This is a genomic window from Kitasatospora sp. NPDC001683 (assembly GCF_053596495.1).
In genome coordinates, this window is the sequence record NZ_JBSFGK010000006.1 from 134372 (window position 1) to 150425 (window position 16054).

Genomic DNA, 16054 nt, shown 5'->3' on the forward strand with positions numbered 1-16054 from the left:
CGCAATTCAGTGGAGTAGTTGAGCGCCGAGATGATCTAGAACGGAGCCTCTTGCTGCGAGGCACCCCAACCGGCCTGCACGGGCGCCTTGGACTGGGACCACGGGTCATCGCTTCGCCCCGCCTGCTGCGCCCCGCCCTGCCCACGGTGCGCCCGGGTGACCTTCGCGGTCGCCGACCGCAGGGACGGGCCGACCTCCTCGACCTCGACCTCGAAGACGGTTCGCTTCTGGCCGTCCTTCTCGTACGACCGCTGGTTGAGGCGGCCCTGAACGATGACGCGCATGCCGCGCTGCAGCGACTCGGCGACGTTCTCCGCCGGCTGGCGCCAGACGTTGCAGGTGAGGAAGAGGCTTTCGCCGTCCTTCCACTCGTTGCTCTGACGGTCGAAGGTGCGGGGGGTGGACGCGATGCGGAACTTCGCGACCGGAACACCGGACTGGGTGAAGCGCAGCTCCGGGTCATCGACGAGATTGCCGACGATCGTGATCAGGGTCTCTCCGGCCATGGCCGTCCTTCGGGTCGAGGGTGAGGGCCTGCTCGGCGCAGACCTTGTGGGAGGGGCGGCGGTCTTCGTCGCGGAGGTGGGTGAGGTCGCCGCAGTGCTTGCATGGTTTGGCCTGGGTGGCCCAGTGGGAGCGGTCGCCCCAGGCCAGGACGGTCATGCCGCGGGCGCGAGATTTCGCTGCTTCTTGCTGAGGAGGTAGCGCTCACGGGGGGTGAGGCCGCCGCAGATCCCGTGTCGGCTCTTGGTGTCCTTCTGGCCCTCTCTGTCGAGGGCGTCCTGCAGGCAGGCGGCGGCGACGGGGCAGCGACCGCAGACCTTGCGGGCTTCCTCGACCTGGTCCCTGCCCGCGGGGCTGGTGTAGGAGACCGGGTAGAAGAGGTCGCCGTCGACCTTCTCGTCACAGCAGGCGCCGAGGGCTTCCCACCTCATCGGACCGCACCCCCGAGACGAATCCCATCGGGCCACACAGCCCTTGCCAACGCGGCCCGGTTCGCGGCCGGCATCACGGTGATCGGGTGGTCCAGGTAGTCCCGGCCGGCGGCCATGAGGACGACGGCGTCGGCCTGGTTGTCGTCCCCGCCGGTCGCCCATGCGGGCCATCGGCGGGCCACGGCGTCCACGACGGCGGACTTGGTGGCCGCACCCTTCCCGGTGGCGTACAGCATGCGCTGCCGCGGATCCATAAGGGCCACGGGGATCTCGGAGTCCGTGAGGTACTCGTACAGCCGCCACCACAACCAGCCGCGCTCGTGGCTGCCTCCGCCCGTGCGGGACAGGGCCGGGGTTTCCATGACGACGAGGTCGGGGCGTCCGAGGTTCAGCAGGACGGCGGCGGAGACCTTGCGCATCGCGGTGATGCGCTCGGGGTGGGGGAGCTTGGTGATCGGGCTCTTCTTGTCGGTGTGGCCGACGGTCTCGCACCAGCCGAGGGAGGAGGCGATGCCGGTGGCGGTGAGGCTGGTGTCGAGGCCGATGACGGTCGGACCGTGGGTGAGAGTGCCTCCCGGGGGCGGGAGGAGCGCGGTGTCAGTCATCTCGGGTGCTCCATGCGGTGATGGCGAAGACAACGAGGGCGAGGGCGGTGCCGGCCAGGATGGCCAGGGCGAGCGCGTATCGGGTGAGCACGGGCCGTTTCTGGACGAGGTGGTGGTAGGCCTGGACTGCGCTGACGCCGGTGTGGGTGCACCACAGCAGCGCCAGGCAGGCGGCGAAGGTCACGCGGCGATGGGAGGGATCGGCGCGGCTGCTGCGGCGGAGTCCTTGTAGTGGTTCTCGTTGGCGGCCTGGAGCGCGTTCAGCCGGTCTTCGAGGGCGATCTGCCGTTCGGCGAAATCGCGGCGCGCGGCGCGCAGTTCGCGGCGCAGCTGTTGGTTCTCGGCCCGGTAGCGGGCGCAGCCGCGTATGAGCCGGGCGTGCCGGGTGAGCAGGTTCTGGTGGCCGGCGACCATGTCGTGGAGGCGGGCGTTCTCGCCCCAGCACAGGGCGTGGGCGTCCGAGAACTTCCCGGCGATGAGCCTGATGACGTAGTGGGCACGGTCGGCGCGGCTGTGGTGGTAGTCGCGCTGCTCGGTGCGCCGCCGGACGCGCGTCTTCAACTCGGCGTTTTCCTGGCGCGCTTGTCTACCGAACAGGTCCATCGTGTCCTCCGGGCTTCGTGGCGGGATTGGTAGCGACGTCGGCCGGCAGTAGCCCGAGTCCGATGGCGAGAGCGACGGCGTGCGCGGCGTTGCTGGCGCCGAGCTTTCGGTGGACGGCCTGGTTGACCGTGCGGGCCGCGTTGACGGTGATGTCGAGCGCCTTGGAGATCGCGGGCATGTCCCAACCCCAGGCGACCCGGGCGAGAACGCTGGTTTCCTGCGGTTCGAGCTCGATCAGGCGCTGACGCGGCTGGCGGACGGTCTGGTTCTGACCGCACGCCTTGACATCGGGGTCGACGTTGAGGCCGGCGGCGTCCATCTCGGTGGCCAGCGCGAGGGCCTGGTTGCGGACGGCTCCGGAGGGATGACTGAGGCCGGTGACAATGTGGTCAACGACCACCCGGCGAAACGTGTCGGCTTCGCTGAGGGCCGACTGCAGATGAAGATCGGCAGACACGGGGTCTCCTGGGATGTCGAGGGTGAAACGATCGGAGGGGGCCGAGCCTGCTGCGGACGGGCTCGGCCCCGCGCGCTGTCAGAACGGGCAGTCGACTTCGATCTCGACGGGCGACTTCGGAGGAGCGGCAACCGTGTTGAGGGGCCCGTACTCGCGGATCAGCTCAGACAGGACCATCGAGTCGCCGTCCGGCTCATCCCGGCGCATGATCGGGCCACCCACGTCGGACCAGCCGCCGGTGTGCTCCCAACGCTTCCCGCGCCGGTCGATCCACTGCTTCAACAGGTCGTAGCGCTGCCCGAACATGTCGCACACGAGCGGCCCGCGCCCCGTCCTCTCGGACCACTCGTCGACCAGCCGGTCAATCTCGATGCCGGCCCCGTCGAGGTCGCGCATGAACTCGGTGGCGGCCTGCTGCAGCGATGGCTCCCAATGCGTCGCCAGCTTCACTGCATGCTCGACGACCACCTTGAGCAGCGCCTGCATCCGCTCCTGTGCGAAGACTTGCTGCTCCGGAAGATGCGCCAGGGTGGCGTGCGCCTGGGCCATCGATGCGAGGATCGCGGCGGTTCCCGGGTCGGTGAAGCTGGCGTTCGCTTGGCCTCCGGTCCGATAGGAGGCCTGCGACAGCAGCCGGGCGGCCTCCCTGGCGTGGTCGATGCTCATGCCGCCCCGCCCATCAGGTGAGCGTGGAAGGCCCGGAGGGTGTCGAGGGGCGCCAGGGCGGCGGGCACCCCTACCGAGCCCTTGAGGAACTCGCTCTCCGTCTTCTCCGCCGACCATCCGTGCTTGTCGTCGGCGGCGTCGAGGATGTCGTCCCACAGCTTCGCGGCCTCGTCGTACACCTCACCGTCGACCGGCTCAACATCGCCGGGGCCGTCTGTGCCAGTGGCATCCCCGGACTCCGCAGCGGGCGCGATCTCCTGCGGGGCCGGGCCGCGACGCGACAGGATCTCCGTCGCCGTCACCGGCGCGCCCGCCTGCACCGCCGTGATCTGCGGCCGTGAGTCCCGCAGCTCCTCCACGGTGTACGGCACGCCATGCAGAGCATCCGAGGCGACCAGGCGGCAGATCTCCCCCGTCGCGCGGGCAACCAGCATGTTCGCCGGCTGCGACGTGTAGTTCGAGTTCTTCGCCACGAAACCGGCCATCTTGGCCCGGGCGATCGTCCACACGACCTCCTGCCACGCCTCCGCACCGTTGCGGCGACCGCGCATCCGGCACACCGTGTCACTCGACTCGATGAGCTCGATCTCGTGGCCGCGGGACTGCAGGAGTGCCCGCATGGCGTGGGCCCGCAACCCCGGGGTCCCGTGGATGACATCCATGGACTTGAGCGCGGCCATGGGCGGCAATCCGAGCTCGTTGCCGGCCAGCAGGCAGGCGGTAATGTCGCCGACCTTGCCGCGCATCGTCGAGGGAACGAACGACGTCTTCGACAGGCGATCGGCGAGCTGGTAGGCCAGGTCCGCCTCGTGCGCCCAGTCGGCGATGGATCGCGCGGCCGACGCGTACGTGGCAGGCTGCTGGGCGATCGACACGGGGGAGGGGGACTCGGGGATGGCGATCTCGGTCATCGAACGGTCCTTCACGTGAGGGTCTTTGGGGTCGGTCACGACCGGTACTCGCGCTCATGCAGGGCCAGCAGCCAGTCCGGGGCGGAGGCCATCGACACCTCAGTCCCGTAGCCGGGCCAGACACCGGACGCGGTGCACTCGGCGTAGATCTCGCGAGCCCGCTTGTTACGGTCGGCAGCCATCAGCAACCACGGCGTCGCCAGCTCGATGACATTCACCAGGTAGGGAGGCTGCTTCTCCTGGACCACGAACACGAAGCTCACGTCGTCCGCGAGTCCGAGCTGCAGCACGGCGTCCATGTAGAAGTCGGCCTGCTGGTCGTAGCGGAAGTCGAGGACGGACTTCTCGAACTTCGCCGTCGAGGCATCGGTCGCCGTCTTCAGATCCGGCAAGAGCAGCCGGCCGCCGCGGGCATTGTCGAGCCAGTCCAGACGCGCCCGGCACGGAACTCCGGTGGCCTTGTCAGTCCAGAACAGCGACTGCTCAGGCTTGCCGTAGTCCGGGTCGAACAGGGCCGCAGCGAGCGGGTGACGGCGCAGCTCGGCGGCCATCGCGTGAACCTGCTCCCATTCGTCCCGCTTCAGCGGCACGGCCCCGGCCTCGCGAGCCTCCGCAACCTCAGCCTTGGCCAGCTTGGTGTTCCACACCGGGTGGTCGACCAGAACGAGGTCGGGCCCGTCGCCGAGTACCAGACGGTGAGCGGCGGTGCCGATGTCGAACGCCTTCTTCGGTGGCTCCGGGTAGTCGAGCTCGTGCTTGAACTTCGCGGGCGTTGCGCTGAGAAGCTTTCGAGCACCGGTCGAGGACAGCGATGTGCGGTCGGCGTGGTACACCTCGGCCGGGAGGTCGTAGACGCCTGGCTCGGTGACGATGGGCCCGGCGGCCGGGGCCATGTGCCCCGGCAGCTCGGTGGTGGTCATCGGCTGTCCTCCTCGGTGTGGAACGTCGCGTACGGGACCCGCTCCAGTTCGGACGCCCGGACCGACCGCACCCTCTGGCGCGACCGGGACTCAGCCACCGCCCCGAGCGCCACCAGAACCGCCAACGCCAGGACGGCAATCACCGTCGCCGCCATCACGCCGCCCCCTTGCGCTGCCGCGGGATGTGGTTCCCCGTGGCAACCAGCAGCTGCGCCGCGAGATCCTCGGCGTCCACGCTCGCCAGCAGCATGTTCGCGCCACCCAGGCGGTCCAGGAGCTTCTGCAGCAGGTCGTCGCGCTCCGGCCCGGACGCCGCGTACAGGTCCGCCAGCTCCTGGCCGACGCCCTCCGGGTCCTCCGCAGCCTCCGCCGCCAGCGACACGAACAAGGCGGACGCCAGCGACGTCACGTCCAGCTCGACGCCGATCTGCCGGCGCCTCACCCACACCGGAAACGCCGCGTTGATCCGGGCCGCTGCGTGGGAGAGCAGGCCCTCACGGTCCAGCAGGGCGGCGACCGAGCGCGCCAGCGGGGCGCCGTACGTCTTGGCCAGCAGCCGGGCAGCCCGCCCGGCCACCGGGCTCGGGAAGTCGGCCATCACGCCTGCTCCTTCGTCCTCGCGTCGTGCTGGTGGATTGGGCCACAGCCGCACGGGCAGGTCAGCTCACCGCGAAGGGCGGCCACCACCCAACAGGCCGCGTCCTGAACCGACTTGCCGTGCCAGGCGACCGTCCTGACGGCCGCACCGGCAGAACCGTCGAGCGACAGGGTCACAACCCCGACGGGGACCTCGGACGGCGTGGACAAAGCCCAGTACAGGCCGTGCTTGTTCTGACCCGGCGACACCCACAGCTCTTCGCCGTCCACCACGATCTCGGCCTCAGCGGTGACCGTCCGGAGATCCGTCACGGTGCTCATGACGCCACCGCCGACAGGGCAGCGACCGCAGCCTCGCGGATGCGGATCGCCCGCAGCCTGGCTTCCCACGGGCACATGTGCCGCACGAGCCGGGTGTCCGGCAGTTCCTCGTTCTCGCCGCTTTGGGTCGAGACCGTGACCCGCACGCCCGGCAGGTCGGCGAGCGCTGGCAGGAACACCTTCCACTGCATCCCGCCGAGCGCGTACAGCTGGTTGTCCACGCGGCGCTCGCAGCGGCTCGCGGCCGACGCTGTCGCCTTCGGGATCGAGTCGTACCAGACGCTCAGGTCGTCGACCGTGCGAACGCACAGCTCGACTGTGGAGCGGTCTGCCGAGATGGCCGTGTCCGTCACCGTCGAGTTCGGCACCCGGGCGATCAGCGCCCGAAGGGCCTCCTGCAGGCGGTAGTCCGCCATGAGCTGCCGAGTCTGCGGCGACCACGCCGGCAGGTCGTCGACCTCGGCCAGCACCTGGAAGCGGGCGGGGATCCGTCGGTAGACGGTGGGGGAGGGTGTTTGGGTAGGCTGTGTGATCACGGCCTGCCTCCTGTCTCTGAGTGTGTAGTGGGCAGGCCGGAGGGGCTGCTGTGGACTGGCCTCCATGTGCGGCCCCGGCCCTCGGGCTTGCTGCTATGCGGCGGCCGGCATCGACAGGGCGGGAAGCTTGCGTTCAGCCGCCTTCACTCGCTGCTCGATGATCAAGTCCCGTATCGCTTCGACGGTTCCGAGTTCGTGCCCCGGATACCAGGCGGCCTTCGCGGCTTCTTCGGGGGAGAGTGCATCGCGTTCGGCGCGCGCGGCGGCGAGGATCTGGCCGGCCGCGGCGATAGCCTGCTGGCGCGCGGCGCTCATGCCGCGGCCTGCTCGGTGGATTCCTCGACAATGAGGAGGGTCTCCATCAGAAGCTGGTAGGCCTCTGCCAGGTAGAAGACAGTGGTGATATCCGGCCCATTTTCGTGCCGCGTGACTCGGCTGAGCACAGCCGGGTCGACACCGGAGTGGCGGCTGATTTCCGCGAGGTGGAGCTTCCCGTTGGGACGGACATGCTTGGCCTTCGTCGCAGCGGACGTGAGGGCTGCGGTGTTGAAGCGGAGCTTTGCGGGCATAGGGGTTCACCTCCCTGTTTGCGCAGGACAGCGTGGGTGTGGACACACATTCCGTGTGCTCGCACATCAACGATAGCGCTGAAACGGGTGTGTGCACAGCCACGGCGAGAAATCGGCGTGCGGTCCTGGCGTAAAGATGCGGTGCGCGCCATCCTTGCTATGCCCTGGTCAAGCCACCTCAGGGTCACTGACCAGCAATGATGTGCAAGCACACGGACAAAACCTGCACTCCAGGACCGATAGCATCAACCGTGGGCCCACACATCAGCGAAGGAGGCGCCGTCATGGACCACCAGCTCCAGGAGTTCGCCGACTGGCTACGAGAGCAAGCCGCTGCTGCCGGCTACGACCCCGCCACCCGCGGAGGAATCTCCGAGCTCGCTCGCGCCGCAGGCACCGACCGCGGGCAGACCGGACGCGCCTTCCGCGGCGAAGTGCGGCCCTCCATCGATAGCCAGCGCGCATGGGCCCGTGTCCTCGACGTCCCCCTCCACGAGATGCTCGTACGGTCTGGAACTCTCCAAGCCGACGACATCCCGACCGACGTCACCCCGCCGAAGGCCGCCGACCTCGACCTCTACGAAGCCGCCCGCCGGTACGGAATCCCCGAAGAGCGCCGGCACTTGTTCGTGGCAAGCGTCGAAGCTGTCGCGAAATCCTTCGCTGAAGAGCCCAAGGGCGGTACGATCATCCAATCGCAAACGGGTGGACTGTCTGCGAAGAGGTGAGCAATGCCGTCGTCACCGTCACTCTCCCTCAGGGTGCCGATACTCGGCACCATCGTGACGGCCGTCGGACTGGCCGCAACCGCCGCGGGGGTGGCTACCAACACAACCGTCGTCGAGCCCTACGGGCTCACGGCGACGATGCTAGGAGTGGTGCCACTGGTCGCTGTCGCCCTCACCAGGAACCAGACGCGTGAACAGATCCAGGGCGAAGCCCTGGCCCTGGCGCTCGAACTCATCCGTGAGCGTCAACTCGACCAGAAGACGCCAACGAACAGCAGCAGCTGCACGTACGATCTGTAGCCGCATCAGGAACGCCGCCCGGCCCGCGAGCCCAGACTCCGGATGTCGAGGCGGCGTCCTCTTTTCCCCAGGGGACGGAGCCATGGCAACCCACGACGCCCTCATTCCCGTGCAGCGGGGTCGCGTAGATCAAGAACCGGCCGCGGCGATCGGCTACATCAGGGTGAGCCTCGCCCGCGAAGAGATGATCTCTCCCGAGCTTCAACGCAAGTCCATCGAGGAGTGGTCGGCTCGCACCGGACACAAGATCGTCGACTGGGTCGAAGACCTCGACAAGACCGGCCGAAACTTCAAACGCCGCATCATGAGAGTCATCGAGCGGGTTGAAGCCGGCGAAGCCACCATCATCGCAGTCTGGAAGTACAGCCGATTCGGCCGAAGCCGCACCGGATGCGCCACCAACCTGGACCGCGTCGAAAGGGCGGGCGGCTCACTCGTCTCCGCCACCGAGTACGTCGACACGGCCACGGCCGAGGGCAAGCTGCAGCGCGGCATCATCTTCGAGTTCAACGCCTACGAGTCCGACCGTGCCGGAACGCAGTGGCGTGAGACGCACGCCCACCGCAGGGAGAGTGGGCTCCCCGCGACCGGAGGCCACCGGCTGGGATACATCTGGTACCCGCGAAAAATCTTCAGGCCGGACGGATCGGTCACGCTCCAGGAGGAGCGTTACGAGATCGACCCAGCAGTCGCCCCGCTGGTAGGCGACCTCTACCAGCGCTACATCAATGGTGAAGGATTTTTGCCCCTCTGTCAGACGCTCAACGAGGCCGGCCATCGCACGGTACAGGGGAACCCCTGGTCGATCTCGGCACTCAAGCGATACATGGACGGTGGCTTCCCTGCCGGCTACCTGCGCATCCACGACCCGGACTGCCGGCAGCCCTACAAGGCCGACTGTCCAGCCCACAAACTGGTCCGACACCCGACGCTTCACCATCCGGCGATCATTTCGGACGAGAACTGGGCCCTCTACCAGCAGCGGCGCAAGCAGGTCTCCCAAGCCCCGCCTCGCGCGCGACGGGCGTCCTACCCGCTGTCCGGCCTCGTCCGATGCGGCATCTGCGGGGGCACCACGACGCGAGGAAAGAGCAAGAACGCCTATCACAACTATCGCTGCAAGACGCGCCACAGCCAGGGGCGCGCAGTCTGTGAGGGCTGGAATCTGTCGGAACGCAAGCTGCTGGCTGCCGTCAAGACCTGGCTCGAGGGCATCGTCGAGGAAGTGGAAGCCAGTGCCCGACAAGCCGACTCCCGCGCGCGAGAGTTGCGGCTTCGCCAGCCGAGCACCGGCCCTAGCCGGACAGCAGCTCTGGAGGAACGCATCGCGAAGCTGGACAAGGCCATCGCTCGACAGATGCAGACCTTCGCAATGCTCGAGGAGGATGACGACGATGGAACCCTGGCCGAGGGGCACCGCCAAACCCTCCTGGCACTCAGGAACGAGAAGGCGCAGGCTCGAGCCGATCTCGACGACGCCAAGCCCGGCGATCGACACGAGGACCCCGACGTGCGCCGAGACGCCGCAATCGCGGTCGCGCTCGGACTACTGGAAGAATGGGGGACCCTTGCGCCAGACCGGATGAACGCCCTGCTCAGGCGTGTGGTTGAACAGGTCTCGGTGACGAAGGACCGCCGCGTGGTGATCACCCCGAATTGGTAGTGCATTAGAGGCATTCATGCAGAACGACTACGGCGTTTACGCCACCCACGCCATCGTGCCCGCCCGCGCCGCCGTCCACCGCCCGGCGCACCTGAGCGCCGTCCAGGGCGCCGCCACCTGGATGCCCTACCTGACCGCCTACGGCGCCCTCGCCGAGGACGGCCACCTGCGCCCCGGCGACCACGTGCTGCTCACCGCCGCGGCCTCCAGCGTGGGACTGGCCGCGATCCGCATCGCCCGGCGCGTCGGTGCCGTACCGATCGCCACCACCCGCACCCGAGCCAAGACACGCCGGCTCCTGGAGGCCGGCGCCGCCCATGTGATCGTCACCGGCGAGGAGGACCTGACCGCCCGCGTCCTGGACATCACGGGCGGCGAAGGCGTGCGCACCGTCTTCGACGCCGTCGCCGGCCCCGGCGTGAACACCCTCGCCGAGACGATCACCCCCGGCGGGCGCCTGATCGTCTACGGCCGCCTGGACCCGCGCGACACCCCCATGCCCGGCCAGGCCACCTTCGCCCCCATCACCAGCCGCTTCTACACCGTCCACGAAGTCAGCCGCGACGCCGAGCGGTTGCGCCGCGGCCACGCGTTCATCACCGCGGGTCTGAAGGATGCGACTTTCGTCCCCGTCGTCGACCGCGTCTTCGAGGGCCTCGACAGCATCGTCGAGGCCCACCGCTATCTGGAGGCCGGCACCCAGGTCGGCAAGATCGTCGTGACCGTCACCGACTGACCCGGACCGCCGAGTACCAGCGGAAGGCCTGGCGGGCGGATCAGGGGGCGGCTTGGGCTTGCGCTTCGGCGTCGGCGGCGGCGACCACCGCCGTCAGCAGACCGGGGAAGCGTCGCTCCAGTTCCTCGGTGCGCAGTGTGTTCATCTTGGTGGTTCCCACGTAGTACTGGCGCAGCACCCCGGCCGCGCGGAGCACGGAGAAGTGGTGGCTGGAGGTGGAGCGTCCGACCGGCAGGTCGAAGGAGCCGCAGCTCAGGTCGGCGCCCGCGTGTGCCAGTGTGCGTACCACTGAGCGTCTCGCCGGGTCGGCGAGGGCTTCCAGCACCTGCTGGACGCTGACGTCCTCCACACCGGGGTGCACGATCACCCGCGCCGTCACGCGTGCTCGTCCCACACCCACCACCCCTTCCCAAGCCCGGCCCCCGTCCCGTGGCACTCGTCGCCAACGTCCGCGCACCATGCGCGACTTCACCCCCGACGCTACTACGGGACGGCCCCCCGCCACGCCCGCTTCGACACCTGTGCAACACCGATCGCACACCACGCCTGCACGAGCGCGCCCGTCGCCCGCCGGTTTCGCCCCGTGACAGTGCCCGTGAAACAGGCGGTCGTTGGCCGAACGCCCCCGCCCCCGCCCCGGTCTGGCCGCTGCCGTCAGGGCAGTTGGGCGGACAGTCCCGCGGTGAGGAAGGCGAGTCCGGCGGTGAACGCGTGGTCCGGGTCGGCGGGTTGTCCGGTCTGCCATTCGGCGAGGTGGGGGTAGCGTTCCGGGTCCACCGTCGCCGCGGCGTTGTCGCCGGCCCCGGCCTGCCTCGCCCGTCCGGTGTGTGCGGCCTGCTCCTGCAGGACGAAACCGATGACGTAGCTGGTCACCGCGTGTCCGAACGTGGCGGCCTGGGCCAGGGTGAGTCCTTCGGCGCGCATCCGGGCCAGTCCTTCCTCGACTGTTTCCAGCGTCCCGGTTCCGGGGGTGAGGTGGCCGGAGACCAGGCGCGCTCCGTCGCGGTGGGCGAGTAGTGCTTGCCGTAGCCGGTGTGCGAAGCGCGTCGTGCGTTCCGCCCATCCCGCCGCCTCGCCATCACCCGTGTCGATCGCGGTGAACGCCCGCGCGACGACGGTGTCCGCCATCGCCCCGAGCAGCTCGTGTTTGCTGCGTACGTGCCAGTACAGGGCGCCGCGTTGGACACCGAGCCGGTCGGTCAGTGCCCGGGTGGTCAGTCGTTCCAGGCCGACTTCGTCCAGTAGGTCGAGTGCGGCGCGTACGACGTCCTCGCGGTGCAGTGCCATGGGGTGGGCGCGGTCCTTCCGGCCGGGGGATTCCAGTGACTTGAGCTTAGCTCAGGTCGCCCGGCTATGATCGACCTGAGCATTGCTCAAGTACGGTGAACTCGACTGCCGGGCAGGCCGGTTCGCCGCTGTCGACGACGGAAATGAGGGGTGGGCATGGGTGAGTATGTGATGGTCGAGGGGTTGCGTACCTACTGCGAGGTCCGTGGTGAGGGCGAGCCGGTGGTGCTGTTGCACGGCGGCGGGGTGACCGCGGACAGCTGGTACGCCCAGATTCCCGCGCTCGCCGAGCACTTCCGGGTCCACGCCCCCGAACGCCGTGGTCACGGCCGTACCCCCGACGTCGAAGGCCCCGTCACCACCGACCTGATGGCCGGTGACACCATCGCCCTGCTGGAAACCCTCGCCACCGGCCCCGTTCACCTCGTCGGCTGGAGCGCCGGCGCCACCGTGGCCCTGCGCCTGGCGCTGCGCCGTCCGGACCTGGTGCGCAAGCTCGTCCTCATCAGCGCCGGTGTCAGCCGTGACGGTGCCACCGAGGCGGATGCGGCGATCCTCGGGGACACCGCGCGGCTGGAGGCGATGTTCCGCCCGCAGTACGAACCGCTGTCTCCGGACGGTCCTGGCCACTTCCCCGTGGTGTTCGCCAAGTGGCTGACGATGTGGCGCGAGGAGCCCGACATCGGCCTGGCGGCCCTGACCGCCCTGGAGATGCCCGTCCTGGTCCTGCAAGGTGACGACGACGGCGTGCGGGTCAGTCATGGCGCGGCGATGGCCGCGGCCATCCCGAACGCCCAGTTCGCGGTCCTGCCCGGCACCTCCCACACCGCCCCGCTGGAGAAGCCCCACCTGGTCAACCGGATCCTGCTCGACTTCCTCGCCGACCACCAGGCGCCCAAGCTCATGCCGCTGGGCGCCCTCGACCGGACGCCCCCGGTGCCGCCGGCAGCGCGAGCCGCGGGCTGACGGCCTCCCGTGCGGTGCCGGTGGCCCCCGCAAGCGTCGAGGAACGGCCGACGGGGCATGGCCGGCGGATCAAGCAGGGCGCGGCACGGGGCCGCGACGCCCTGCGCTCCGCTGCCGACCGCTGAGGCCCGGGCGGCAGCGGGGCGGAGAGCGCCTGAGCCCCTGCCGTGCGCCGCTTGTCGGCGGCCCCGGCGTCGACGGTTCCTCGCCCGTGGCCCGGCCGCATGCCGTGCCCGTGCCGCCGCGCCCGCGGATTCCGGTCCGCACTCTCGACGGATACCTCTTACTGAGAGATAAAATTGGGGGTGTGACGACACATGCTCCCCGCCACATCGATGCCGCACTCGCGGATGAGTTCTCCGCTCTGCTGGTCGGTATCCAGCGCATGCTGCGGCGTCGCCTGCGTCACCAGAGTCAGCAGCCCAGGCTGCGCGGGGCGCAGGTGGAACTGCTGCGTCTGGTGATGGACAGCCCGGGGCTGCGGGTCCGCGAGGCCGCCGAGGAGTTGTGTCTGGCCGGGAACTCGGTGTCGACCCTGGTCAACCAGTTGGTCGCGCAGGGCCTGCTGCGCCGCGAGGTGGATCCCGGTGATCGGCGGGCGGCGCTGTTGTACGCGACGGTGGCGGCCGAGGAGCGGATCGAGGCCTGGCGTCGGCGCCGCAGGGTGCTGATGGGCGAGCTGGTGGCGGGCCTGTCCGAGCAGGAGCAGGCGGCGCTGGCCGCCGCACTCCCCGCGCTGCACCACCTCGCCGGGGGCCTGCGCGCCCTGCCGGACGGGGAGCGGTGATGGACCGGGAGGATGCGGTGGTGTGCCGGGGGCTGGAGTACACCTTCCGTCACGGGCGTGGGAAGGCGACGCGGGCGGTGGACGGTATCGACCTGACCGTGCGTGCCGGTGAGGTGTTCGGTCTGCTGGGCCCCAATGGGGCGGGCAAGACCACGGCGATCCGGGCGATCACCACCCTGTTGCCGGTCGGTGCGGGCATGGTGCGGGTCTTCGGTCACGACGTCGCCCGCCGCCCGATGCAGGTGCGGCGTCTGCTCGGCTACGTGCCCCAGCAGCTGTCCGCCGACGCCGGGCTCACCGGCCGCGAGAACGTGGCCCTGTTCGCCCGGGTCTTCGACGTCCCCCGCGCCGAACGCACCCGCCGCGTGGCCCAGGCCCTGGCGGCCGTCGACCTGACCGGGGCCGCCGACCGGATGGCCGCCACCTACTCCGGCGGCATGGTGCGCCGGCTCGAACTCGCCCAGGCCCTGGTCAGCGCCCCGCGCTTGCTGGTCCTGGACGAACCCACCATCGGCCTGGACCCGATCGCCCGCACCGGCGTGTGGGAACGCGTGGACGCCGTGCGCGACGCCACCGGCATGACCGTCCTGGTCACCACCCACTACATGGACGAAGCCGACCGCCACTGCGACCGCATCGCCCTGATGGACCGCGGCCGCATCCGGGCGCTGGGCACTCCCGCCGAACTCAAGGACCGGGTCCGCCAGGCCGCCGGAGCCGGAGCCGACACCGGAGCCGGAGCCGATGCCGGTGCGGCCCAAGCTGAGCCGACCCTGGACGACGTGTTCCGTCACTTCGCCGGCCGTGAGCTGGCCGACGCCACGGAAGGAGACTTCGGTGATGTCCGCCGTACCCGCCGAACAGCCAACCGCGTCGGCTGAACCCTCTGACCGCGGAGCCGAGTTGGACCTGCTGCTGGTGGCCCCGCGCGCCCGCACCGGCTGGCGTGTGATTCCCGCCCGCATCGCCGCGATGTGCGCGGTGGAACTGCAGAAGCTGCGGCACGACCGCACCGAGCTCTACACCCGGGCCGTCCAGCCCGCCCTGTGGCTGCTGATCTTCGGCGAGACCTTCACCCGTCTCAAGGCGATCCCCACCGGCGGCATCCCCTACCTGGACTACCTCGCGCCGGGCATCATCGCCCAGTCCGCGATGTTCATCGCGATCTTCTACGGCATCATGATCATCTGGGAGCGGGACTCCGGGGTCCTGACCAAACTGCTGGTCACCCCGACCCCGCGCGCCGCTCTGGTCACCGGCAAGGCCTTCGCCGCCGGTGTGAAGGCCGTTCTGCAGGCGGTGGTCGTGGTGCTGATCGCCGCGGTCCTGGGCGTCGCGATGACCTGGAACCCGTTGCGCCTGGCGGGCGTGGTGGCCGTGGTGTTGCTCGGCTCGGCGTTCTTCTCCTGCCTCTCGATGGCGATCGCCGGGATCGTGCTGACCCGCGACCGTCTGATGGGTATCGGCCAGGCGATCACCATGCCGCTGTTCTTCGGCTCCAACGCCCTCTACCCGCTCGGCCTGATGCCGGGCTGGCTGCAGGCCGTCAGCAAGGCCAACCCGCTCAGTTACCAGGTCGACGCGCTGCGCGGCCTGCTGATCGGCACCCCCTGCCACCTGCCGCTGGATTTCGCCGTCCTGGCCGCCGCCACCGGTGCCGGCATCGCCGCCGCCTCCGCCTTGCTGGGGCGCCTGGCACGTTGAGGTACCGCCCTGACGGGACGATCGAGGGCCCTGACGGGAAAGACGACAGAAGGTGTCGGGTTTCGCCGGGACCGTGGGGAATACCGACCGGCACCGTGGTGACGTGATGACGTTGTGGGTGCCGGCTGGGACGATTACGACAAGGCAAGGATCCCCATGCGCGAAACACCTGACGAGCTCCACCGTCTCCAGGCCCTCCTCGACACCTCGCTCTCCCGCTCCACCGCGCACCTGCGCTCGATCATCACCAGTGAACGCGCCCTCAGCGCCGGGCAGCTCACCGGCGTGCTCACCGGCATGTGCACGCTCGCGCTGTCCACCGTCACCGCCACGGGCGAGCCGCGCGTCAGCGGCGTGGACGGGCATTTCCTGCACGGTGCATGGCACTTCGGCACCGCGCGCACCTCCGCCAAGGCCCGCCATCTCGCTGAGCGTCCAGCCGCCAGTGCGGCCCACCTGCGCGGGGAGGAGCTGGGCGTGTTCACCCACGGCACCGTGGAGGTCCTCAACCCGCACGGCACCGAACCCGCCGCCGACTGGCCGCAGTTGCTCGCCTACTTCCGCGACTTCTACGGCGATGACGCCTTCGACTGGGACAACGACGTCGTCTACTACCGGCTGCGCCCGCACTGGATGGCCGCGTTCGCCCACGACCCCGACCGGATCGGCGATCCCGGCCTGCCGCTTCCGGATGCCCTGCGGGACCCGCGGCACTGATCTGCGGCTCCGGCGTACGGCTCCGGTGTACGGTGCCGGCGCCGGG

25 protein-coding genes are annotated in these 16054 nt (G+C 69.6%); 9 read left to right on the top strand and 16 right to left on the bottom strand.

The genetic code is table 11. The features are described 5' to 3' along the window. Positions 1 to 35 precede the first annotated feature (35 nt). From ACWCYO_RS05240 to ACWCYO_RS05305, 14 genes are all read right to left on the bottom strand, one after another. Positions 36 to 506, bottom strand: coding sequence for a single-stranded DNA-binding protein (locus ACWCYO_RS05240; RefSeq protein WP_449783439.1), 471 nt, complete (start codon positions 504 to 506; stop codon positions 36 to 38). Between the two features lie 153 nt (positions 507 to 659). Further along, positions 660 to 935 (bottom strand): WhiB family transcriptional regulator, encoded by a 276-nt coding sequence (locus ACWCYO_RS05245; RefSeq protein WP_449783440.1) that lies wholly within the window; start codon positions 933 to 935, stop codon positions 660 to 662. Next, complete coding sequence (locus ACWCYO_RS05250) at positions 932 to 1540, bottom strand: hypothetical protein (RefSeq protein WP_449783441.1); 609 nt, start codon at positions 1538 to 1540, stop codon at positions 932 to 934. Before ACWCYO_RS05250 ends, ACWCYO_RS05245 begins: the two co-directional genes overlap by 4 nt. Next, a complete protein-coding gene (locus tag ACWCYO_RS05255; protein WP_449783442.1) occupies positions 1533 to 1724 on the bottom strand; it encodes a hypothetical protein in 192 nt (63 codons plus the stop codon). Before ACWCYO_RS05255 ends, ACWCYO_RS05250 begins: the two co-directional genes overlap by 8 nt. Next, positions 1721 to 2101: a hypothetical protein gene (locus ACWCYO_RS05260; protein ID WP_449783443.1), complete on the bottom strand. Its 381-nt coding sequence runs from the start codon at positions 2099 to 2101 to the stop codon at positions 1721 to 1723. Before ACWCYO_RS05260 ends, ACWCYO_RS05255 begins: the two co-directional genes overlap by 4 nt. Before the next feature lie 25 nt (positions 2102 to 2126). Further along, positions 2127 to 2600, bottom strand: coding sequence for a hypothetical protein (locus ACWCYO_RS05265; protein ID WP_449783444.1), 474 nt, complete (start codon positions 2598 to 2600; stop codon positions 2127 to 2129). A 78-nt stretch (positions 2601 to 2678) separates the two neighbouring features. Beyond that, positions 2679 to 3266, bottom strand: a complete 588-nt coding sequence (locus tag ACWCYO_RS05270; protein WP_449783445.1) for a phiSA1p31-related protein — start codon at positions 3264 to 3266, stop codon at positions 2679 to 2681. Further along, positions 3263 to 4177: a hypothetical protein gene (locus ACWCYO_RS05275; RefSeq protein ID WP_449783446.1), complete on the bottom strand. Its 915-nt coding sequence runs from the start codon at positions 4175 to 4177 to the stop codon at positions 3263 to 3265. The genes ACWCYO_RS05270 and ACWCYO_RS05275 overlap by 4 nt, the downstream gene beginning before the upstream one ends. A gap of 35 nt (positions 4178 to 4212) precedes the next feature. Then, complete coding sequence (locus tag ACWCYO_RS05280) at positions 4213 to 5097, bottom strand: PD-(D/E)XK nuclease-like domain-containing protein (protein ID WP_449783447.1); 885 nt, start codon at positions 5095 to 5097, stop codon at positions 4213 to 4215. Positions 5098 to 5251: 154 nt separating this feature from the next. Then, entirely contained in the window at positions 5252 to 5695 is a 444-nt protein-coding gene (locus ACWCYO_RS05285; RefSeq protein WP_449783448.1) for a hypothetical protein, read from the bottom strand. Beyond that, positions 5695 to 6015 (bottom strand): hypothetical protein, encoded by a 321-nt coding sequence (locus ACWCYO_RS05290; RefSeq protein ID WP_449783449.1) that lies wholly within the window; start codon positions 6013 to 6015, stop codon positions 5695 to 5697. Before ACWCYO_RS05290 ends, ACWCYO_RS05285 begins: the two co-directional genes overlap by 1 nt. Beyond that, positions 6012 to 6551 carry a hypothetical protein gene (locus ACWCYO_RS05295; RefSeq protein WP_449783450.1) on the bottom strand — a complete coding sequence of 180 codons (540 nt, stop codon included), beginning with the start codon at positions 6549 to 6551 and terminating at the stop codon, positions 6012 to 6014. The genes ACWCYO_RS05290 and ACWCYO_RS05295 overlap by 4 nt, the downstream gene beginning before the upstream one ends. 93 nt (positions 6552 to 6644) lie before the next feature. After that, positions 6645 to 6866: a hypothetical protein gene (locus tag ACWCYO_RS05300; protein ID WP_449783451.1), complete on the bottom strand. Its 222-nt coding sequence runs from the start codon at positions 6864 to 6866 to the stop codon at positions 6645 to 6647. Next, entirely contained in the window at positions 6863 to 7120 is a 258-nt protein-coding gene (locus ACWCYO_RS05305; protein ID WP_449783452.1) for a hypothetical protein, read from the bottom strand. The genes ACWCYO_RS05300 and ACWCYO_RS05305 overlap by 4 nt, the downstream gene beginning before the upstream one ends. A gap of 284 nt (positions 7121 to 7404) precedes the next feature. On the opposite strand from ACWCYO_RS05305, the gene ACWCYO_RS05310 reads away from it, so the two are divergent. From ACWCYO_RS05310 to ACWCYO_RS05325, 4 genes are all read left to right on the top strand, one after another. Next, the gene (locus ACWCYO_RS05310) at positions 7405 to 7848 is read left to right on the top strand and encodes a helix-turn-helix domain-containing protein (RefSeq protein ID WP_449783453.1); all 444 of its coding nucleotides are present in this window, start codon (positions 7405 to 7407) and stop codon (positions 7846 to 7848) included. 33 nt (positions 7849 to 7881) lie between these two features. Then, the gene (locus tag ACWCYO_RS05315) at positions 7882 to 8148 is read left to right on the top strand and encodes a hypothetical protein (protein ID WP_449783454.1); all 267 of its coding nucleotides are present in this window, start codon (positions 7882 to 7884) and stop codon (positions 8146 to 8148) included. Between the two features lie 82 nt (positions 8149 to 8230). Beyond that, complete coding sequence (locus ACWCYO_RS05320; RefSeq protein WP_449783455.1) at positions 8231 to 9811, top strand: recombinase family protein; 1581 nt, start codon at positions 8231 to 8233, stop codon at positions 9809 to 9811. A 16-nt stretch (positions 9812 to 9827) separates the two neighbouring features. Next, complete coding sequence (locus ACWCYO_RS05325; RefSeq protein WP_449783456.1) at positions 9828 to 10547, top strand: zinc-binding dehydrogenase; 720 nt, start codon at positions 9828 to 9830, stop codon at positions 10545 to 10547. A 40-nt stretch (positions 10548 to 10587) separates the two neighbouring features. Here the strand turns inward: ACWCYO_RS05325 and ACWCYO_RS05330 are convergent, their stop codons facing one another. Together ACWCYO_RS05330 and ACWCYO_RS05335 are read right to left on the bottom strand one after the other, a co-directional pair. Beyond that, positions 10588 to 10941: an ArsR/SmtB family transcription factor gene (locus ACWCYO_RS05330; RefSeq protein WP_449783457.1), complete on the bottom strand. Its 354-nt coding sequence runs from the start codon at positions 10939 to 10941 to the stop codon at positions 10588 to 10590. Positions 10942 to 11201: 260 nt separating this feature from the next. Further along, complete coding sequence (locus ACWCYO_RS05335; protein WP_270150062.1) at positions 11202 to 11834, bottom strand: TetR/AcrR family transcriptional regulator C-terminal domain-containing protein; 633 nt, start codon at positions 11832 to 11834, stop codon at positions 11202 to 11204. Between the two features lie 156 nt (positions 11835 to 11990). Between ACWCYO_RS05335 and ACWCYO_RS05340 the strand changes: the two genes are divergently transcribed. The 5 genes from ACWCYO_RS05340 (at position 11991) to ACWCYO_RS05360 (ending at position 16008) form a co-directional block, all read left to right on the top strand. Beyond that, positions 11991 to 12800, top strand: a complete 810-nt coding sequence (locus ACWCYO_RS05340) for an alpha/beta fold hydrolase (protein WP_270150065.1) — start codon at positions 11991 to 11993, stop codon at positions 12798 to 12800. Between the two features lie 385 nt (positions 12801 to 13185). Continuing rightward, positions 13186 to 13587, top strand: coding sequence for a MarR family winged helix-turn-helix transcriptional regulator (locus ACWCYO_RS05345; protein WP_449783468.1), 402 nt, complete (start codon positions 13186 to 13188; stop codon positions 13585 to 13587). After that, complete coding sequence (locus ACWCYO_RS05350; RefSeq protein WP_270150067.1) at positions 13587 to 14468, top strand: ATP-binding cassette domain-containing protein; 882 nt, start codon at positions 13587 to 13589, stop codon at positions 14466 to 14468. The genes ACWCYO_RS05345 and ACWCYO_RS05350 overlap by 1 nt, the downstream gene beginning before the upstream one ends. Further along, positions 14428 to 15291: an ABC transporter permease gene (locus ACWCYO_RS05355; RefSeq protein WP_449783458.1), complete on the top strand. Its 864-nt coding sequence runs from the start codon at positions 14428 to 14430 to the stop codon at positions 15289 to 15291. The genes ACWCYO_RS05350 and ACWCYO_RS05355 overlap by 41 nt, the downstream gene beginning before the upstream one ends. A 156-nt stretch (positions 15292 to 15447) precedes the next feature. Continuing rightward, entirely contained in the window at positions 15448 to 16008 is a 561-nt protein-coding gene (locus ACWCYO_RS05360; protein ID WP_270150073.1) for a pyridoxamine 5'-phosphate oxidase family protein, read from the top strand. Positions 16009 to 16054: the final 46 nt, after the last annotated feature.

Excerpts from the sequence above, each read along its gene's own strand:
- ACWCYO_RS05240 (WP_449783439.1), bottom strand. The coding sequence starts at position 506 with ATGGCCGGAGAGACCCTGATCACGATCGTCGGCAATCTCGTCGATGAC.
- ACWCYO_RS05245 (WP_449783440.1), bottom strand. The coding sequence starts at position 935 with ATGAGGTGGGAAGCCCTCGGCGCCTGCTGTGACGAGAAGGTCGACGGC.
- ACWCYO_RS05250 (WP_449783441.1), bottom strand. The coding sequence starts at position 1,540 with ATGACTGACACCGCGCTCCTCCCGCCCCCGGGAGGCACTCTCACCCAC.
- ACWCYO_RS05270 (WP_449783445.1), bottom strand. The coding sequence starts at position 3,266 with ATGAGCATCGACCACGCCAGGGAGGCCGCCCGGCTGCTGTCGCAGGCC.
- ACWCYO_RS05275 (WP_449783446.1), bottom strand. The coding sequence starts at position 4,177 with ATGACCGAGATCGCCATCCCCGAGTCCCCCTCCCCCGTGTCGATCGCC.
- ACWCYO_RS05280 (WP_449783447.1), bottom strand. The coding sequence starts at position 5,097 with ATGACCACCACCGAGCTGCCGGGGCACATGGCCCCGGCCGCCGGGCCC.
- ACWCYO_RS05285 (WP_449783448.1), bottom strand. The coding sequence starts at position 5,695 with ATGGCCGACTTCCCGAGCCCGGTGGCCGGGCGGGCTGCCCGGCTGCTG.
- ACWCYO_RS05290 (WP_449783449.1), bottom strand. The coding sequence starts at position 6,015 with ATGAGCACCGTGACGGATCTCCGGACGGTCACCGCTGAGGCCGAGATC.
- ACWCYO_RS05300 (WP_449783451.1), bottom strand. The coding sequence starts at position 6,866 with ATGAGCGCCGCGCGCCAGCAGGCTATCGCCGCGGCCGGCCAGATCCTC.
- ACWCYO_RS05305 (WP_449783452.1), bottom strand. The coding sequence starts at position 7,120 with ATGCCCGCAAAGCTCCGCTTCAACACCGCAGCCCTCACGTCCGCTGCG.
- ACWCYO_RS05310 (WP_449783453.1), top strand. The coding sequence starts at position 7,405 with ATGGACCACCAGCTCCAGGAGTTCGCCGACTGGCTACGAGAGCAAGCC.
- ACWCYO_RS05320 (WP_449783455.1), top strand. The coding sequence starts at position 8,231 with ATGGCAACCCACGACGCCCTCATTCCCGTGCAGCGGGGTCGCGTAGAT.
- ACWCYO_RS05325 (WP_449783456.1), top strand. The coding sequence starts at position 9,828 with ATGCAGAACGACTACGGCGTTTACGCCACCCACGCCATCGTGCCCGCC.
- ACWCYO_RS05335 (WP_270150062.1), bottom strand. The coding sequence starts at position 11,834 with ATGGCACTGCACCGCGAGGACGTCGTACGCGCCGCACTCGACCTACTG.
- ACWCYO_RS05340 (WP_270150065.1), top strand. The coding sequence starts at position 11,991 with ATGGGTGAGTATGTGATGGTCGAGGGGTTGCGTACCTACTGCGAGGTC.
- ACWCYO_RS05345 (WP_449783468.1), top strand. The coding sequence starts at position 13,186 with ATGCTGCGGCGTCGCCTGCGTCACCAGAGTCAGCAGCCCAGGCTGCGC.
- ACWCYO_RS05350 (WP_270150067.1), top strand. The coding sequence starts at position 13,587 with ATGGACCGGGAGGATGCGGTGGTGTGCCGGGGGCTGGAGTACACCTTC.
- ACWCYO_RS05355 (WP_449783458.1), top strand. The coding sequence starts at position 14,428 with ATGTCCGCCGTACCCGCCGAACAGCCAACCGCGTCGGCTGAACCCTCT.
- ACWCYO_RS05360 (WP_270150073.1), top strand. The coding sequence starts at position 15,448 with ATGCGCGAAACACCTGACGAGCTCCACCGTCTCCAGGCCCTCCTCGAC.